A 16,881-nucleotide genomic window follows, 5' to 3' on the forward strand; every position below is an offset into this window, starting at 1 on the left:
AGCCGCGCATAACGTCGGCTCGGCTACCGTGCGCGACAGACCCGCCGCTCCGCCAAGGACCCCCATGGACCAGTTCCTCACCGCCCCCCGCGCCATCGTCGACGACGTGCTCGACGCCGTCGCCGCGCTGCAACCGCTGCTGCGCTCGGACCCGGCCAGCGGTACCCGCATCGTGCTGCAGGCCCAGCGCGACCCGGCCCAGGTCGCAGTACTGTCCGGCGGCGGTGCCGGCCACGAACCGGCGCATGCCGGCTTCGTCGGCCCCGGCATGCTCAGCGGTGCGATCGCCGGCGACCTGTTCGCCTCGCCCGGCGTGGAAGCGGTGCTGGCCGCGATCCGCGCCTGCGCCGACGCGCCCGGAGTGCTGCTGGTGATCAAGAACTACACCGGCGACCGGCTCAACTTCGGCCTGGCCGCCGAGCGCGCCCGCGCCGAAGGCATCGACGTGGCCAGCGTACTGGTCGCCGACGACATCGCCCTGCCCGACGCCGCACAACCGCGCGGCATCGCCGGCACCGTGCTGGTGCACAAATACGTCGGCCACCTGGCGCGCGAGGGCGTGGCGCTGGCCGAGCTGGCCCGGCGCGGCCAGGCCTTCGCCGACCGCCTGCTGTCGCTGGGCATGGCCCTGTCCAGCTGCACCGTGCCCGGCCAGCACGCCGGCCGCCGCGCGCCGGAACTGGGCCTGGGCATTCACAACGAGCCGGGCACGCGCAAGGTGCAGCCGGCCTCGGTCGAGGAAGCGCTGACGCTGGTGCTGGACCCGTTGCTCGAACAGGCCGACGCGCGCTACGGCGCCGATGCGCCGCTGCTGCTGATGCTCAACGACCTGGGCGGCTGCTCCACCCAGGAACTGGGCGTGCTGACCCGACTGGCGGTGCAGCGCATCGGCACCGAGCGGATCGCGTTGATGACGCTGCCGGCGGCGCTGATGACCTCGATGGACATGCACGGCTTCTCGATCACCCTGGCACCGGCCGACGCCGACGTGCTCGCCGCGCTGCGATCGCCGGTGCAGACCCTGGGCTGGCCGGGCGTGCGTGTGCCGCACGCGCCCACCCACTTCACTCCGGCGTTGTCGCGCAGCGACGCGCACCGGCACGGCGCCCGCGACCCGCAACGCGGCGCGGCCCTGGCACGGGTGGCGCAGGCGCTGATCGGCGCGCAGGCGGAGCTGGACGCGCTCGATGCGCAGACCGGCGACGGCGATGCCGGCAGCACCTTCGCCGCCGGCGCCCGCGCACTGCAGCAGGCGCTGGACGAGGACGCGCTGTCGACCGGCGAGGCCGCGCCGCTGGCGCACGGCCTGGCGGCGACGATCGAACGCAGCATGGGCGGCTCCAGCGGCGTGCTGCTGTCGATCCTGTTCACCACCGCCGCCACCGAACTGGAGGCCGGGCACGGCTGGGTGCCGGCGCTGCAGGCCGGCGTGGCGCGGATGCAGCACTACGGCGGCGCGCAACTGGGCGACCGGACCATGCTCGACGCGCTGCTGCCAGCGCTGGAGGCCCTGGCGCGCGGCGGCAGCACCGACGACGCGGCGCGCGCTGCACGTGCCGGCGCCGACGCCACCGCGCAGCTGACCCAGGCCCGCGCCGGCCGTTCGGCCGCGGTGCCGGCGGACGCGCTGCGCGGCGTGGTCGATCCGGGTGCAGAGGCGGTGGCACGCGCCTTCGCGGCGTGGGGCCCGTAGCCGTCTTGCTGTTGTAGGAGCGGCTTCAGCCGCGACAGGCACTCTCCGGGAAGACCCTGTCGCGGCTGAAGCCGCTCCTACAGGGAACATCGATGCGCGCCAGGAACATCGATGCGCGGCGCCCGCCTTACTGCGCCGCAGCGGCCTGTGCGGCGCTCAGTGCCTGCGCCACCGCCTGCAACGATCCATGCACCGAGCCGGGCTGCAGGGCCAGCGGCTGGGTCTTGCCGCGTACGATGACCTCCATGCGCTGCGGCACGCCCTGCGCATCGCCGATGATGCGGTAGGTGGTGTCGCCGCGGCCGAAGCCGAGCACGTGCCGGTCGGCGTCGTAGTCGAAGCCTTCGCCCGCGTCGTCCGGATACAGCAGGTCCACCCGCTGCTGCGCGCCGATCGCCGCGTAGTACGGGATTCCGGCCTCGCCGTCGCTCGCGGCGGCGAATACGACGATGCGCTTGCCGGCGGGGGCGAGGCGAAATTCGAGCAGGATCTTGTGCGGCAACATCGCCATGCTGTCGTCCTCGTCCCACAGGTAGTGCTGCTCCGCCACGCGCTTGCCGCCCTGGTCGCGGTAGCGCGTCTCCTGGGCCAGGCCCGGCGCAGCGCCGGTGGCGTCCTCGACCAGTTCGCGCTCCAGCAGCAGCTCGCCGTTGCGCACCGTGTACACCGCCGACTGGTGCCAGCAGCAGCCATCCTTGGTCATGGTGTGGATCTCGCGCGCCTTCGCATCCACCTCAAACAGGCCGCAATTGCTCTGCGCCAGTTCGGTGAACTCCGAACTCAACTCGAAGCCATCGGCAGTACCCAGGTACACCTGGTACGACGGGCCGTGGTAGCAGCTGTTCTGCCCGTCCATCAGCGCCAGGTCCTTGATCCCGTCGAAATTGAAATCGTCATAGACCAGCACGCTCTGCTCGCCGTACGGCAGTTCGTGCACGTTGGCCTTGACCTTGCCGCCTTTGGCGTCGGTGTCCAGCACCAGCTCGGGCGAGGCCACCTCGATCAGCGGCGTGGTGCCGCCGCGCGCGAACACACGAATGATGCCGGGGCGGAATACCTCCTCGTTCGCCTCCACCTCCAGCGTCGCCCGGTAGCGCTCGGAAAAATCCTGGACCTTGTAGGTGACGCGTTCGCTGCCGGCGAACGCCTGCGCATCGAACCCCTCGTCGGCATAGCGGTCCGTCTCGGCAGCCGCCGTCGCCGACAACAGCGCGCCCAGCAAGACCAGGCCGCAGCGCCACACGGCACGCGTGGGAACGGGAACGGCGCGCGCAGAGGGAAACAGCATGACGAGTCCTGGGAAGTGGCAGCCTGTGCCTGGAGGCGGAAGTCTAGAGCAGCAACTACGCTTGCGCCGGCACACTCCCGGCTCCCGGTCCCCCAATGCCGCCGCACCACCGGCAGATTCACCGGGCGACGACCCGGCCCCGGCCACACTGGCCTCCGCATTCCCTGCCTATCTGGAGCCTGACCTTGAGCGCGACGCCCGACGCTGCGGAGACCACCCAGGTAGTCGGCGGCCTCAGCCGCCGCACCCAGATCCTGCGCCTGCTGCTGCGCTACCGCAGCTCCGGGGTGTTCTCCGGCATGGACATGGAAAGCGCCGACGGCGTGCACGAGTTGCCGCCGGAAGGCACGCCCGAGCAGTTCGTCACCGACCTTGAAGCGCTGGGCCCGACCTTCGTCAAGCTCGGGCAGATGCTGTCCACGCGCCCGGACGTGGTGCCGCCGGAATTCGCCACCGCGCTGGAACGGATGCAGGAAAACACCGCGCCGATCCCGGTGGAACGCATCCGCGAGATCGTCGAGGCCGAACTCGGCGTGGCGGTCAACAAGGCCTTCTCCGCGTTCGACGACACGCCGCTGGGCACCGCCTCGCTGGCGCAGGTGCACCGCGCCGCGCTGCGCGACGGTACGCCGGTGGCGATCAAGGTGCAGAAGCCCGAGGTGGCCGCGCAGGTGCGCTCGGACCTGGAGGTGCTGAAGAGCTTCGCCAGCGCCGCCGACAAGCTGACCGGGCTGGGCCGGCGCATCCGCTTCGCCGACTGGCTGGCCGAGTTCGGCAAGGCGCTGCTGGCCGAGCTGAACTACGAAGCCGAAGCGGAGAATCTGGCGCGCTTCGGCGACCACCTCAAGCCGTTCCCGCAGCTGTGGGTGCCGCAGCCGATCTGGGACCTGAGCAGCCGCAAGGTGCTGACCATGCAGCTGGCCGAAGGCGTGCGCGTGGACAAGATCTCCGGGCTGCGCCGCACCGAGCAGCCGATGGACGACCTGGCCGCGGCGCTGGTGCGCGGCTACCTGGACCAGATGTTCGTGCACGGCGAGATCCATGCCGATCCGCACCCGGGCAACCTGCGCGTGCTGAGCGACGGGCGCCTGGCGATCTTCGACCTGGGCATGGTCGCGCACGTGCCGCCGAAGTTGCGCGAGCGCCTGCTCAAGCTGCTGTTCGCCGCGGTGGATGGCCGCGGCGAGGAAGTGGCCGAGGAAACCATCGCGCTGAGCACGCGGCTGGAAGATTTCGACGAGGATCACTACCAGCGCGAGACCGGGCAGATGATCGCGCGCTACGCCGCGCACGACGCCACCTCCGAAGGCCGCGTGGTGCTGGACCTGGTGCGCATCGCCACCGCCTACGGGCTGCGCACGCCGCCGGAACTGAGCCTGCTCGGCAAGACCCTGCTGAACCTGGAGGCGGTGTGCCGCACGCTGTCGCCGGGCCTGGACACGCGCAGCGTGGTCGAGGACCAGTTGCAGCACGTGATGCGCGCGCGGCTGAAGAAATCGCTGTCGGCGGCCAACCTGGCCAGCGAGGCGATGGAAATGCAGGCGCTGCTGCGCGAAGGCCCGCGCAAGCTGTCGGACATCCTGACCCTGGCTGCGGAGAACCGCCTGCAGGTGCGCGTGGCCGGGCTGGAGGAATCGCGGCTGATGGAAAGCCTGCAGAAGATCGCCAACCGCGTCGCCGCCGGCATCGTCACCGCCGCGCTGATCCTGGCCTCCACGCAGATGATGCGCATCGACACCGGCGCCAAGCTGTTCGGCTATCCGGCCATCGCGATGGTGCTGTTCCTGCTCGGCGTGGCGCTGGGCCTGGGCATCGTCGCCAGCGCGGTGCTGTTCGACCGGCGCGCGCACGCCCGCGAGGAGCGCGGGCGGCGCTAGGGCCCGGCGCCGATGCCCGGCCAGGCCATGCCGGGCTTGTCGGGTCGCCAGCCGGTGCGGTGCGGCTATCGCCTGAGACGGGCGGGTCGAGCCGCGGCGGCGGTGGACGGCCGCATCCTGGCCCGGCATGGGCACGCCGTTCGCTCTTCTTTTTTGCCGCATCCGTGCGGCAAGCGTGGCGCGATCTGCGCGAGGCTGGATGTGACACACGCCACCGGAACGATGCCGCTAGACTGAGCCCGGCGCATTGCTGCCGGAACGGTTTAGATCGCGACGACCGTTACGGCTTCGCGTGAATCAATGGGCAGCAGATCAACGCTCGTGGACGAAGCAGTGAAGCGGCCTATGCACGAGCGATGGGGAAAACGAGGTTCCCCATGCCATGCGAGGAAGCGCCAGCAACACCGCAAGGCTCACGTAGCGAAAAACGGCCAGCAGATACCAGAAACTTCGAACATGTCACTTCATTCGAAACTCGTTGTCCCCGAGCAGATCGAGATACACCGGTTGTTTGCCACCCCCGTCGCTCACATCGCGCACCCGGCGGCCGAACGTCTCAATGCGGTGCTGAAAGAAGAAATCGATCGGAACAGGGCCGAAAACCCGGCCGGCGTGCGCCACAGCAATTCGGGGGGATGGCAGTCCAGTGCGGATTTCAACGCGTGGGGCGGCGAAGGCGCCATGGCGCTGACCGCGTACGCCAGAGAACTGGCCTACGCGTTGACCGCCGTCTACCATCCGGAGCATGGATTGGTCGTGCCCGAGTTCGAGTGGAAGATCAATGCCTGGGCAAACGTCAACAATGCCGGGGATTCGAACGCGCAACACGCGCATCCCGGCGCCTTCTGGTCGGGCGTCTACTGGGTGGACGACGGTCGCGACGATGGCCAGGAAGTTGGCGGAGAACTCCAGTTTCTCGACCCGAGAGGGGTCATGCCTTCTCTCTACAATCCGGAACTCAAGATCCGCATCGCAGGCTGCCTGAGCGCGGGATTGACCACCTCCATCGCTCCCGAGAGCGGCACCCTGGTCATGTTCCCTGCCTGGCTTCTGCACTCGGTCAGCGTATTTACCGGTTCGCGGCCGCGCATCTCGGTCGCGTTCAACTTCAGCATCTGAGCGAACGCAGCCGTTCCCGGCCGGGCGGCGCATCGGACCCGCGCACGCCTAAAAAAGCCGCCGCCCGCGCTCACGGCTCCTTGCGCAGCAGCCGCACTTCCTGCGGCGATTCCAGCGCGATGCCCTCATCGGCCAGGCGCTGCAGCAGGCTGAAGAACAGATCGCTGCGGATGCCGTAGACCAGCCGCGGGTTGCCGACGTAGGCGAAGCTGTTGAGGGTGACGTGGCCGCTGGCGATGGAGTCGATGAACACTGACGGCGCCGGATCCTCCAGCACGCCCGGATGCGCCGCGTAGAGTTCCAGCAGCAGCGCGCGCAGCTTGGCCATGTCGGTGCCCAGCGACACCGCGAACTGGATCTGCACCCGGCCCAGCGGCCCGGCCAGGGTCATGTTGCGCAGGGTCTTGGTGATCAGCTCGGAGTTGGGCACGATCAGCGTGGAACGGTCGCCGACCTGGATCTCGGTGGAACGCACGCTGATCTTGCGCACGTCGCCTTCCTGGTCGCCGATCTTGACCCAGTCGCCGATCTTGACCGGGCGCTCGGCCAGCAGGATCAGCCCGGACACGAAGTTCTGGATGATCGACTGCAGGCCGAAGCCGATGCCCACCGACAGCGCGCTGACCACCAGCGCGATCTGCGCCACCTCGATCCCCGACGCCGCCAGCGCGCACAACGCGGCCAGCAGGATGCCGACATAGCGGGCCACCGTGCTGACCGAATTGCGCGAACCGTCGTCCAGTTCGGTCTTCGGCAGGTAGGTCCCGGTCAGCCAACGATGGATGTACTGCATCGCCAGCATGCCCAGGCCCAGCACCAGCAGCGCGCGCAGCACGGCGCCCGGATACAGGTGGCTCTTGCCGATCGGGATGCCCTGCGACAGCAGCGAGAACCAGTCGGTGAAGGTCGACACGTTGGTGCCGAACGGCATCAGCAGCGCGCCCAGGCCGATCAGCAGCAGCGCCACCCGCACTACCGCCGAGGTCAGCACCCCCGCCTGCTCCAGTTGACTGGGGCGCACGCCGAACGCGCCGTTGGCGGCGCGACCGATGCGGCCTTCGCTGGCGAACAGCCACAGCGCGAAATCGTCGGCGAAGGTCATCAGCAGGCGGATCGCGCCGACGATCATGGTGATCCAGATGATCTGCCGGGTGATGAACAGGCCCAGGTACAGATAGCCCAGCAGCGAGGCCAGCAGCGCCACCACCACCACCACCCGCACCAGCACCCCGACCAGCGCCAGCGCGCCGCCATGCTGTCCCGGCGGCGGCGGCTGGCCGTTTTCCAGCGCCTGCGCCGCGGCCTCGGCGTACTGGCGCCGGCGCAGCCGCGACAGGCTGGTCAGGATCGCCAGGATCAGCACCGCGTAGGCCAGCGCGATCACGCCGTCGGCGGCCACCGTGGCCGACGCGCTGGTGTGGCTGGCGCGGTTGATCACCAGCAGCATGCTGCTGACCCAGGCCAGCGTCGCGGTGGCCCAGGTGTACTTGCGCAGGCGCCGCGCGGTGGCGTCGTCGATCGGGAACAGCCGCCACGACGGCTGGTTCGGCAGCAGCACGCTGGCGCCCAGCGAGCCCATGAACGCGGCGGCGAAGCTGTACACGACGAAGCCGCGCAGCACGCTCTCCAGCGCGGTCGGCACCGCGCCGATGCTGCGCAGGGTCTCGGCCAGCACCAGCGCGGCCAGGCCGGGGGTCAGCGTGCCCAGCAGCAGGAACCACAACGCCAGGCCGGAGCGGCGCAGGCGGCTGCCCGGCGCGCGCGACACCGCGTAACGCTTGCCCAGCCAGCGCAGCAGGTAGCGCAGCGGGAACAGCAGCACGAACGCGATGGCCAGGCCGATGCCGAGCGCGCCGCTGCCGTTTTCGGCGATGGCGTCGTCGAGCGCCTTTGCGCCCAGCTGGTACAGGGCGAGCAGGCGATCGCGGTCGGCGGGGAAATCGCTGGCGATCTGCCGCCACAGCGACGGCGACAATGGCGAGGTCGAACGCAGCGACAGCTCCTGGCTGAAGTGCTCGGCCTGCACGTTTTCGATTTCCTCGCCGAGCTGCTTGGCCTCCACCGCCAGCAGCTTGCCGCGCTTGATTCCCGAATCCAGCGGCGCGCGCTGCTTGGCCAGATCCTTGCGCTGCGCGGCGATGTCCTTCGCCTCGCCATCGGCGGCCGGGCCGAGCTGCTGCAGCCGCGCATCGACCTGGGCCAGTTGCGGGGTCAGCGCCGCGACCGCGGCCTCGGCATCGCGCTGCGCATCGGCTACCTGCCCGATCAGCTTGCGCAGCGACTCCTGGTCGTCGGCGTTGTCCACGCTGCGCCGCGCATCCTGCAGGGTCTGCTCGGCGCCGCTCAGCAAGGCCTGCGGGTCGGGCGCCTGCGGCTCGTCCTGCGGCTGCGCGCTCGCCGCCGCGCTCAGGCACAGGAACAGCAGCAACAGCGAACGGCGCAACAACGGCAGCAGCAGGGCGGAACGGGAAGGCAGGCGCACGCGGGGGACCGGCAGGGAAGCGCGGACCACCGCGCGTGCGGCGCAATATACGGCGTGGCGCTTGAACAGGGCCAGCGGCGTGCGGCCGGTGGGCTTCTGTCGCGGCTGAAGCCGCTCCTACACAGAGCTTTCTGTAGGAGCGGCTTCAGCCGCGACAGGGTCTCACTGCCCCGCCCCGGCCTGGGTCAGCAACACGATCTTGCCGATATGCGCGCTGGATTCCATCCGCGCATGCGCCTGCGCCGCGTCGGCCAGCGGGAAGCAGCGGTCCATCTGCGGCTTGATCCGGCCCTGTTCCAGCAGCGGCCAGACCTGCTGCTCCAGCTCGCGCGCGATCGCCGCCTTCTCCATCACCGAACGCGCGCGCAGGGTCGAGCCGGTATGGGTCAGGCGCTTGGCTAGCAGCGGCATCAGGTCCAGCTCACGGACCTTGCCCTGCTGGATGCCGATCTGCACGATGCGCCCGTCCAGCGCCGCCGCCTGATAGTTGCGCGGCAGGTAGTCGCCGCCGAGCAGGTCCACGATCACGTCGGCGCCGCGGCCGCCGGTCAGGCGCAGGGTCTCGGCGACGAAGTCCTCGTCGCGGTACAGGATCGCCGCCTGCGCGCCCAGCGCCAGGCTGGCGGCGCGCTTGTCGGCCGAGCCGACGGTGCTGATCACGCGTGCGCCGAACGCGTTGCCGAGCAGCGTGGCGACGCTGCCGATGCCGGAGGTGCCGCCGTGCACCAGCATGGTCTCGCCGGCCTGCAGGCGGCCGCGCTGGAACACGTTGGCCCACACGGTGAAGAAGGTCTCCGGCAGCGCCGCAGCCTCGGCCAGGCTCAGCGGTGCCGGCACCGGCAATGCGTTGCGTTCGTGCACCACGGCGTATTCGGCATAGCCGCCGCCGGCGACCAACGCGCACACCGCATCGCCGAGCCGGTAGCGCTCCACGCCCTCGCCCAGCGCCACCACCTCGCCGGCGAACTCCAGCCCCGGCAACGGCGACGCGCCGGGCGGCGGCGGGTAGCTGCCGCGGCGCTGCATCACGTCGGGACGATTGACCCCGGCCGCGGCGACCCGCACCAGCAGTTCGCCGCGGCCCGGATGCGGCAGCGGCAGGCGCACCGGCACCAGCACCTCCGGCTCGCCGGGGTGGCGGATCTCGATCGCGGTCATCGAATCGGGGAGCGAAGCGGCGGACATCGGCGACATGGCGGGAACCTTCAAAGACGGCGCAACGCCACGCGGGCGCGCAGCGCGGGAACCGCATGATCGGCCTTCGCCGCGTTGCGATCCGTGATGGCGCGCGCAGGGTGCCAGACACAGCCCCTCGGAAATCGGACGGTCGCCGTGGAGCCGGTGTAGGAGCGGCTTCAGCCGCGACCGGACGCTACCGGTGAGGCCCGGTCGCGGCTGAAGCCGCTCCTACAGGGGGCGCAACGCGACGAGACGATTGCGTTAGTCGCCGGCCACCGCGGCCTGCACCGGCCACGCGCTCAACGCCGGCACGTCGGCCTGCACCTGCTGCGCGTCCAGCCGCGCCTGCAGCGCCGGCAACGCGACCGCCAACGGACAGCGCAGTCGGCCACCGCAACCCGGCAGTGGCCAGCGCCGCTCGCGCAGCTGGTCGCCGTCGAAACGGTTGTCGCGCAGCGCCTGCAAGGTCGGCACCACGCTGCGCAGTTGCAGATAGTCGCGGCCGCGCTGCCGCACCAAGTCCAGCAACAGCGCGCCGCCGGGCGGATAGGCATCGGGCTGGCCGCGCACCGGACCGGGCACGCCGAGCAGGCCGGCCAGATGCGCCAGGTTGGTGTCGTGGCCGAGCAACAGCAGCGCGCGGGTGTGCGCCGGTGCCAGCGGCGCCACCGCCGGGGTCTGTCCGGCCGCGGCCTGCAGCGTCGCCAGCAGGTGCGCGAGCAGGTTGGAGCCGCCGGCACGCGCCGCCGGCAGGGCGCGCTTGCTGTGGTCGAAAGAGGCGTTGTGCAGCCCGATCAGGCGTTGCAGGGCGGCCGCATCGGCGCGGCCCCACGCCACCTGCGGCAGCGGCAGGCCCTGCGCGTATTCCAGCATCAGGTTCTCGGCCAGGCTGCCGGCGGTCTTCAGCAGCTTGGCCGCCTGCGCGGGATCGTGCAGCCGCTGCGGATCGTCCAGGCGTGGCGTGTCCTGGCCAGGCGCTTGCGCGGCGCAGGCGGCGCCCCGGCAGCCGGACAGGACCTGCTGCAGTTCGCGCAGCCGCTTCCGCGTGGCCGCATCTGGATGCAGCGGCGCGACCACCGCGTCGTTGTCCTTGTCGTCGTGCTTGTCCTTGCCGGCCGCGTAGTGGAACAGCGGATTGTTCTGTGCGGTCGGCAACGCCAGGTACTGGGCGCGGCAGCCCGGCTGCAGGCCTTCACCGAAGGCCGCGGCGCTGGCGTGGTTGCGCGGCGTGCTGTCGGCGATCAACACCACCTGCGCCTGGCCACAGTCAGGCGCCAGCACGCCCTCCTTCAGCCAGCGCTGCCGATAGCGCGCGCCCAGCGCCTGCATCCCCGCCGCGCCGTGCGCGGTGAGCATGCCCGGCGCCACCGGCCATTGCGGCCAGGGCTGCGCCGCGTACCTGGCCAGCGCTTGCGGATCCTGGGTCGGCGCGCGCACGCCGTGGCGCATCACCACGATGGTCAGGCGCACTTGCGCTGGCGCGTCTGCGCCGGCGCGCGCCGCAGCCACGGCCGGCAATGCCGCCGCGGCCAGCATCAACAGCGCGGCCACGCGCTGCAGGCGGCGCCGCGCAAGCGTGGCGGTCCTGGGTGCTTCGATGGAGAGGTGCATGCCCCGGCCTCAGAACTTCAGCGACAGATCGAGGAACACGCCGCGTCCGGCCAGGCCGAAATACAGCGGCTGGTTGTCGGAGGAGCGCGCACCGGCGTAGCCGATCAAGGCGTGCCGATCGAGCAGGTTGTTGACGTCCATGCTGATCGAATAGCCCTTCAGGCCGTAGGGGCCATGCGTACTGCGATAGCCCAGCGCCGCATCCAGGCTGGCGTAGCCGCCCAGGCGCTGGTCGTTGCCGAACACGGTCGCGCCGCTGGCGTCCGTGGTGTTGTCCACGCCGTACTGCGCGCCGACCACCTTTTCCATCAACGAGCCGAAGTAGCCGGTGCCGCTGTTGTACAGCAGGCCCAATGCGCCGGTCACGTGCGGGGTACCGGCGACCTGGGTGCTGCTGTGCTTGTAGGTCGCCTCGTTGTAGCTGGCGTTGGCGTACAGGCTCAGCGTCGGCGTCAGCGCATAGGTGGCTTCGGCCTCGGCGCCGCGGTACACCGCGCCGCCGCCGTTGACGTAGGCGCTCTCGGTGCCGCTGTCGGTGGCGACCAGGGTCTGGCTGATGTAGTTGCTGAAGTCGATGTAGTAGACGTCGGCGCCGAAGGTCAGTCCGCGCGCGGCGTAGCTGGTGCCGAGCTGGTAGTTGCTGGTCAGCTCCGGCTGCAGGCCGCGCCCGCCGTTGAGTTCGATCACGTCGATCGGCGGCGCCAGGAAGCCGCGCGCGGCCTGCAGGTAGCCGCTCCAGTGGTCGCTGAAGGCATCGTGCAGGCTCAGCGACGGCAGCGTCGCGTCGTAGCTGGCGCTGGTGTAGGACGGCGCCGGCGGGGTGCTCTTGTTGAGCTGCGCGTCGAGCTCGCGCTCCACCCGCGAATAGCGCACGCCGGGGCTGAGGGTCAGCGTGTCGCTCAGCTTCCAGTCGTACTGCACGTAAGGCTGCAGCGTGTCGGTGCGGTCGTGCAGCTGGTAGTTGTACAGATAGCCGTACTTGGTGCCGCTGGCCGCGCCGGTCGTCATGTCCACAGGCAACTGCTCGCGTTCGTCCAGACTGCGCTCCACCCACACGCCGGTCTGCAACTGGCCCGGACCCAGGTCGCGCGCCAGCCGCAGCACGTCGCCGAAGGCATGGAAATCGTTGTCCGACAGCTTGCCGGGCACGTCGGTGGCCGACTTGGACAGCTTCTTGCCGGTGCTGGAGTAGAAGGTCACGCCGTTGTCGGCCGCGCTCTCGCTGGTGGGGATGCTGCTCTTGGCGGCGGTATGGTCGAAGCTGTTGTAGTAGACCTTGTTGTCGAGGTCCCAGTCGCCCAGGCGCGTGCTCAGGCCCAGGTAGCTGAAGCTGGAGTAGTACGCGGCGCTGTTGTAGCCGGTGTAGTTCTGCAGGGTCGGATCGTTGCCCAGGCCGTAGCGCCAGCCGTGTTGTTCGATCTGCGCGCGGGTGGCGCCCTGCACGGTGTTCTGGTGCTCCTGGTTGTAGCTGCTGACGAAGGTCAGCGTGGTCGCCTCGCCCAGCTCGGTGACGGTCTTGACGAAAGCGTGCTCGCGGCGGTCGTCGGTGCCTTTCAGGTAGGTGTCGCTGGCTTCCTTGGACAGGTCGGCGAACACGCGGGTGTTGCCGATGTGCTCGTCGGCGCTGACCCCGGTGGACCAGGTGTCCCAGCTGCCGCCGGTGGCGTACACGGTGACGCCGTCCACCGCGCTGGGGTTGCGCGTGCGCAGCGCCAGGGTGCCGCCGAAGGTGGCGTTGCCGATGGTGGCGCCGCCGCCGGGGCCGCGGTCGATCTCGGCCTGGCCGAGCACGTGGTTGTTGAAGTACGCGGACGTGGTGTGGTGCAGGTCGCTGGCGTCGCCGAACGGAATGCCGTCGAAGGTGATGTTGAACTGGCCGTCCTGGAAGCCGCGGATGCTGATGCCTTCGTTCTTGCCCAGGCCCGGGCCTTCCGGCGAGGTGGTGACCACGCTCGGCGCGTACTTGATGATGTCGTCGTAGTTCGCGTTCAGGCGCAGGCCGTCGCGGATGAAGCGTTCGTCGATCACCGAGGTCGGCTGGCTCGCCTCCAGCGGCGCGGCGCTGGGTGCCAGCGTATCGACGCTGTTGGCGGTAACGTTGATCGGCGCCAGTTCGCGCGGGCCGTCGTCGCGGTCTCCCGGGTCGGCGGCCGGCGTGGCCGCGGCGTGCGGTGCACGCGGAGCGGCGGCACTGCGTTGCACCGGGGCGCCGCGCACGATGCTGACCGTGCCCGGGGTCGGCATGCGGTAATCCAGGCCGGTGCCGGCCAGCAGTTTCTGCAGCTGCTGCGCCGGCGCCAGGCCAGCCGGTGCGCCGTTGCTGCGTTGCCCGGTCGCCAAGGCCGGGTCGTACATCAGTTGCAGGCCGCTGTTGCGGGCGAACATCTCCAGCGCCTGGTCCAGCGGCATCGGCGCGATCGCCGGCGCGGTGGCGGCGACGGGGGCCGACCAGGCCGGCAACGAGGAAGTGCTGCCGAGCAGCAGGGCGATGGAAACAACGAGTGTGTTGCGCATGGGGCGTGCTACCGGAGGGGAGAGGAAGGCGGCCGTGCGCATCCAGCGCGACGGCCATGCCTACCTAGGAGTGCCGCACAGCGCCGCGCGGCTACCGGTAATTGCATGAATTTTTTCTTACATAGGCGCCGGCGCGCTGCGGATCGTCACCGCCTGCGCGTCGCGGTGCACCTGCACGTTCGGCAGGCTGCCCAGGTAAGCGACGAAGGCTTCCGGATCGCGCAGGTGGAACACGCCGCTGATGCGGCGCGCGGCCAGCGCCGGATCGGCGATGCGCAGCGGCTGCGTGGTGTAGGCGTTGAACAGCCGCGCCACCTCGCCCACGCTGCGGTCGTGCACGCCGACCTGTGCCGGCAGCCAGGCGGTGGCGCCGGCGATGTCGGCATGCGCGTCCATTCCCAGCAACCGGCCGCGCGCATCCAGCCGCGCCTGCTGGCCGCCGCCCAGGTCCGCCAGCTGCGCGCCCTCGCTGGGCAGCGCGCTGCGCCGCCACCACGGATGCGCGCCGCGCAGCACGTGCACGCGTCCCTGCAGCACGGTGACGCGGGTGGCGCCGTCGTGCTGGTCGACGCCGAACACGGTGCCGATATCGCGCAGCACCAGCGTGCCGACGCTGACCCGCAGCGGCCGCGCCGGATCGTGGCCGAGGTCGAACAGCGCCTTGCCGCGCAGCAGCGCGATGTCGCGGCGCTGCGCGCCGTAGCGCACCGCGATGGCGCTGCCGCGATCCAGGCGCACCACGCTGCCGTCGGCCAGCGCCACCTCGCGCCCGGCATCGGTGCCGGCGGCGTAGACCGTCGCCGGCACCGTCTTCGGCGCCGCTAGCTGCGTGGCGACGCCGATCGCCGACAGCGCGAGGACGGCGGCCAGGCCCAAGGCCCAGCGCCGGCTGCGCTTGCGTGGCACCGGCACCGCTTGCGATCGCGGTGGCGCCGCGCGGCCGAACTCGGGCCGCAACGGCACCACCACCGCGCCGCTGTGGCGCGCATGCGCGCACAGCTGTTCGCTGCTGGCCTGCTGCGAGTGCGCCGCGGCCTGCAGGTCCTGGTGCAGGTGCGCGATGCCCAGGTATTCGGCCACGTGCGTGGGCGATTGCCGCAGCCAGGCCAGGAACTCGGCCTGCTGCACCGGCGCCAGCGGCGCTTCGCGCTGCGCCAGATACCAGGCCGCGGCCGCCGCGGCGATCGGCGACTCACGCATAGCGCGCCATGCCCTGCCGGCACACCGCCAGACCCTTGATGATGTATTTCTTGACCATGTGGCTGGAGATCTGCAACTGCTCGGCGATGTCCTGGTAGCCGAGTTCGTCGCGGTAGCGCAGCACCATCGCCGCGCGGCATTTCGGCGGCAGCCGCGCCATCAGTTCGGCCAGGCGCCGCCGGCGCTGCTCGCGGTGCACGTGCGCATCCGCTTCGCACGGCACCGCCAGCCGCTCCAGCACCTCGTCCAGGCAGGTGTCGCGCTGCGTGCTGCGCTGGTTGAGCAGCGCGTGCTCGCGCATCAGGTTGGCGGCGATGGTGAACAGGTAGGCTTCCGGATTGGCGATCTCCGGCGCGTGCGCCTCGCTGCGCTGCAGGCGCAGCCACACTTCCTGCACCAGGTCCTCGGCGTCCCACGCCGCGGCGCGGCGGCGCAGGAAATAACGGCTCAGCGACGGCCGCCATTGCAGGAACAGCCGCGACAGGGCCGGCAAGGGTTCGGGACGCACCAGGCGCTCGCAGGGTCGGAAAGGCCTGCGATGCTGGTCGCGACGGATGACAGTCCGATGACGCACGGGCCGCGCGTGCGCGGAGGACCGGCTGCGCCCCAGCCGGCATTCAGTTGCGCGCCGATGCCGGCCTCGGTCGCTCGGTCGGCGGAGGCGCGGGGCCGGTGCCATTGCCTGCCCAATGGCCCTGTACGCGGCGGCGGCGCGTACAGCGTTTCCCGTGCGGGACAGGATGTCCTTCGGAGCGGCCTTCCGTTCCATCGGCATCGCCCCATATCGGAAGCGTTGCCGCCTCCATCTCGGGCGGCGTTCGCATGAAGGATCTCTCCATGACCGACCCTGTCGTCCAGATCAAGCCGCTTGGCTTTCCCTGGGAAACGATCGACCCGTTCCTGTTCTGCGTCTATCACGACGACGCCTACCCCGCCGGCAACGGCGCGATGGGGCCGGCGGCGTCGCTGCAAGGCCGCGCCATCGGCCAGGACTTCAGCCGCAAGGACGGCTGGAGCATGTACCACGGCGAGGAGGTCCCCGGTTTTCCCGGCCACCCGCACCGCGGCTTCGAGACCGTGACCATCGTGCGCCAGGGCCTGATCGACCATTCCGACTCGCTCGGCGCGGTGGCGCGCTTCGGCGCCGGCGACGTGCAATGGCTGACGGCCGGCGCGGGCATCGTCCATTCGGAGATGTTCCCGCTGCTGGACACCGCTGCGCCCAACCCGCTGGAGCTGTTCCAGATCTGGCTCAACCTGCCGGCGCGCAGCAAGATGGTGGCGCCGCACTTCACCATGTTCTGGGCGCAGAACCTACCGCGCTTCAGCGCCACCGACGACGCCGGCCGCAGCACCGAGGTGGCCTGCGTGGCGGGTCGCATCGGTCCCGTCGATGCTGCACCCGGTACGGCCGGCGGCCCGCTGGCGCCGCCACCGGATTCGTGGGCTTCGCAGGACGATGCCGACGTGGCCATCTGGACGATCCGCATGGCGCCCGGCGCGCGCTGGACCCTGCCCGCCGCGCAAGGCCGCGGCACGCGCCGCAGCCTGTACTTCTTCAAGGGCGCAGCGGTGACCGTGGGCGGACGCGAGGTGACCAGCCACGCCGCCATCGAGTTGCGCGCCGACCAAGCAGTCGAGCTGATCAACGGCGATGGCGAGGCGAGCGAGTTCCTGGTGCTGCAGGGCCGCCCGATCGCCGAACCGGTCGCCCAACACGGCCCGTTCGTGATGAACACCCAGGCCGAGATCGCCCAGGCCATGGCCGACTACCGCCGCACTCAATTCGGCGGCTGGCCTTGGAAAGACGAAGCGCCGGTGCATGGCAGCGATCCGACCCACTTCGCGCGACACCCGGATGGGCGCGAGGAGCGGCCGGCGTTGCAAGCGGCAGCTGCGGAGATCGCGAACGGCTAGT

At 70.6% G+C, this 16,881-nt stretch carries 11 protein-coding genes; 4 read left to right on the plus strand and 7 right to left on the minus strand.

Translation table 11 applies throughout. From position 1 onward, the window contains the following. Positions 1-64: 64 nt before the first annotated feature. Positions 65-1,693: a dihydroxyacetone kinase subunit DhaK gene (locus HEP73_RS20355; protein WP_185821318.1), complete on the plus strand. Its 1,629-nt coding sequence runs from the start codon at positions 65-67 to the stop codon at positions 1,691-1,693. Between the two features lie 127 nt (positions 1,694-1,820). On the opposite strand, the gene HEP73_RS20360 is transcribed toward HEP73_RS20355, so the two are convergent. Beyond that, complete coding sequence (locus HEP73_RS20360; protein WP_221899362.1) at positions 1,821-2,981, minus strand: XAC2610-related protein; 1,161 nt, start codon at positions 2,979-2,981, stop codon at positions 1,821-1,823. 185 nt (positions 2,982-3,166) lie between these two features. Here HEP73_RS20360 and HEP73_RS20365 point away from each other — a divergent pair, with 185 nt between their 5' ends. Then, the gene (locus HEP73_RS20365) at positions 3,167-4,858 is read left to right on the plus strand and encodes an ABC1 kinase family protein (RefSeq protein ID WP_185821319.1); all 1,692 of its coding nucleotides are present in this window, start codon (positions 3,167-3,169) and stop codon (positions 4,856-4,858) included. Between the two features lie 456 nt (positions 4,859-5,314). After that, positions 5,315-5,977: a TIGR02466 family protein gene (locus tag HEP73_RS20370; RefSeq protein WP_185821320.1), complete on the plus strand. Its 663-nt coding sequence runs from the start codon at positions 5,315-5,317 to the stop codon at positions 5,975-5,977. Positions 5,978-6,047: 70 nt separating this feature from the next. Here HEP73_RS20370 and HEP73_RS20375 read toward each other — a convergent pair whose 3' ends face one another. The 6 genes from HEP73_RS20375 to HEP73_RS20400 all read right to left on the minus strand — a co-directional run bounded on the left by HEP73_RS20375 (position 6,048) and on the right by HEP73_RS20400 (position 15,471). Then, a complete protein-coding gene (locus HEP73_RS20375) occupies positions 6,048-8,420 on the minus strand; it encodes a DUF3772 domain-containing protein (protein ID WP_458309699.1) in 2,373 nt (790 codons plus the stop codon). A 201-nt stretch (positions 8,421-8,621) separates the two neighbouring features. Continuing rightward, complete coding sequence (locus HEP73_RS20380; protein ID WP_185821321.1) at positions 8,622-9,653, minus strand: NAD(P)H-quinone oxidoreductase; 1,032 nt, start codon at positions 9,651-9,653, stop codon at positions 8,622-8,624. A gap of 246 nt (positions 9,654-9,899) precedes the next feature. Next, entirely contained in the window at positions 9,900-11,249 is a 1,350-nt protein-coding gene (locus HEP73_RS20385; protein WP_458309635.1) for a histidine-type phosphatase, read from the minus strand. Between the two features lie 9 nt (positions 11,250-11,258). Next, the gene (locus HEP73_RS20390; protein ID WP_185821322.1) at positions 11,259-13,763 is read right to left on the minus strand and encodes a TonB-dependent receptor domain-containing protein; all 2,505 of its coding nucleotides are present in this window, start codon (positions 13,761-13,763) and stop codon (positions 11,259-11,261) included. 117 nt (positions 13,764-13,880) lie between these two features. After that, entirely contained in the window at positions 13,881-14,963 is a 1,083-nt protein-coding gene (locus HEP73_RS20395; protein ID WP_185821323.1) for a FecR family protein, read from the minus strand. After that, entirely contained in the window at positions 14,956-15,471 is a 516-nt protein-coding gene (locus HEP73_RS20400; RefSeq protein ID WP_053838954.1) for an RNA polymerase sigma factor, read from the minus strand. The genes HEP73_RS20395 and HEP73_RS20400 overlap by 8 nt, the downstream gene beginning before the upstream one ends. 329 nt (positions 15,472-15,800) lie before the next feature. Here HEP73_RS20400 and HEP73_RS20405 point away from each other — a divergent pair, with 329 nt between their 5' ends. Beyond that, positions 15,801-16,880 carry a pirin family protein gene (locus tag HEP73_RS20405; RefSeq protein WP_255423578.1) on the plus strand — a complete coding sequence of 360 codons (1,080 nt, stop codon included), beginning with the start codon at positions 15,801-15,803 and terminating at the stop codon, positions 16,878-16,880. The last annotated feature ends 1 nt before the right edge of the window (position 16,881 follow it).

This window comes from Xanthomonas sp. GW (assembly GCF_014236815.1).
Classification (GTDB): Bacteria; Pseudomonadota; Gammaproteobacteria; order Xanthomonadales; family Xanthomonadaceae; genus Xanthomonas_A.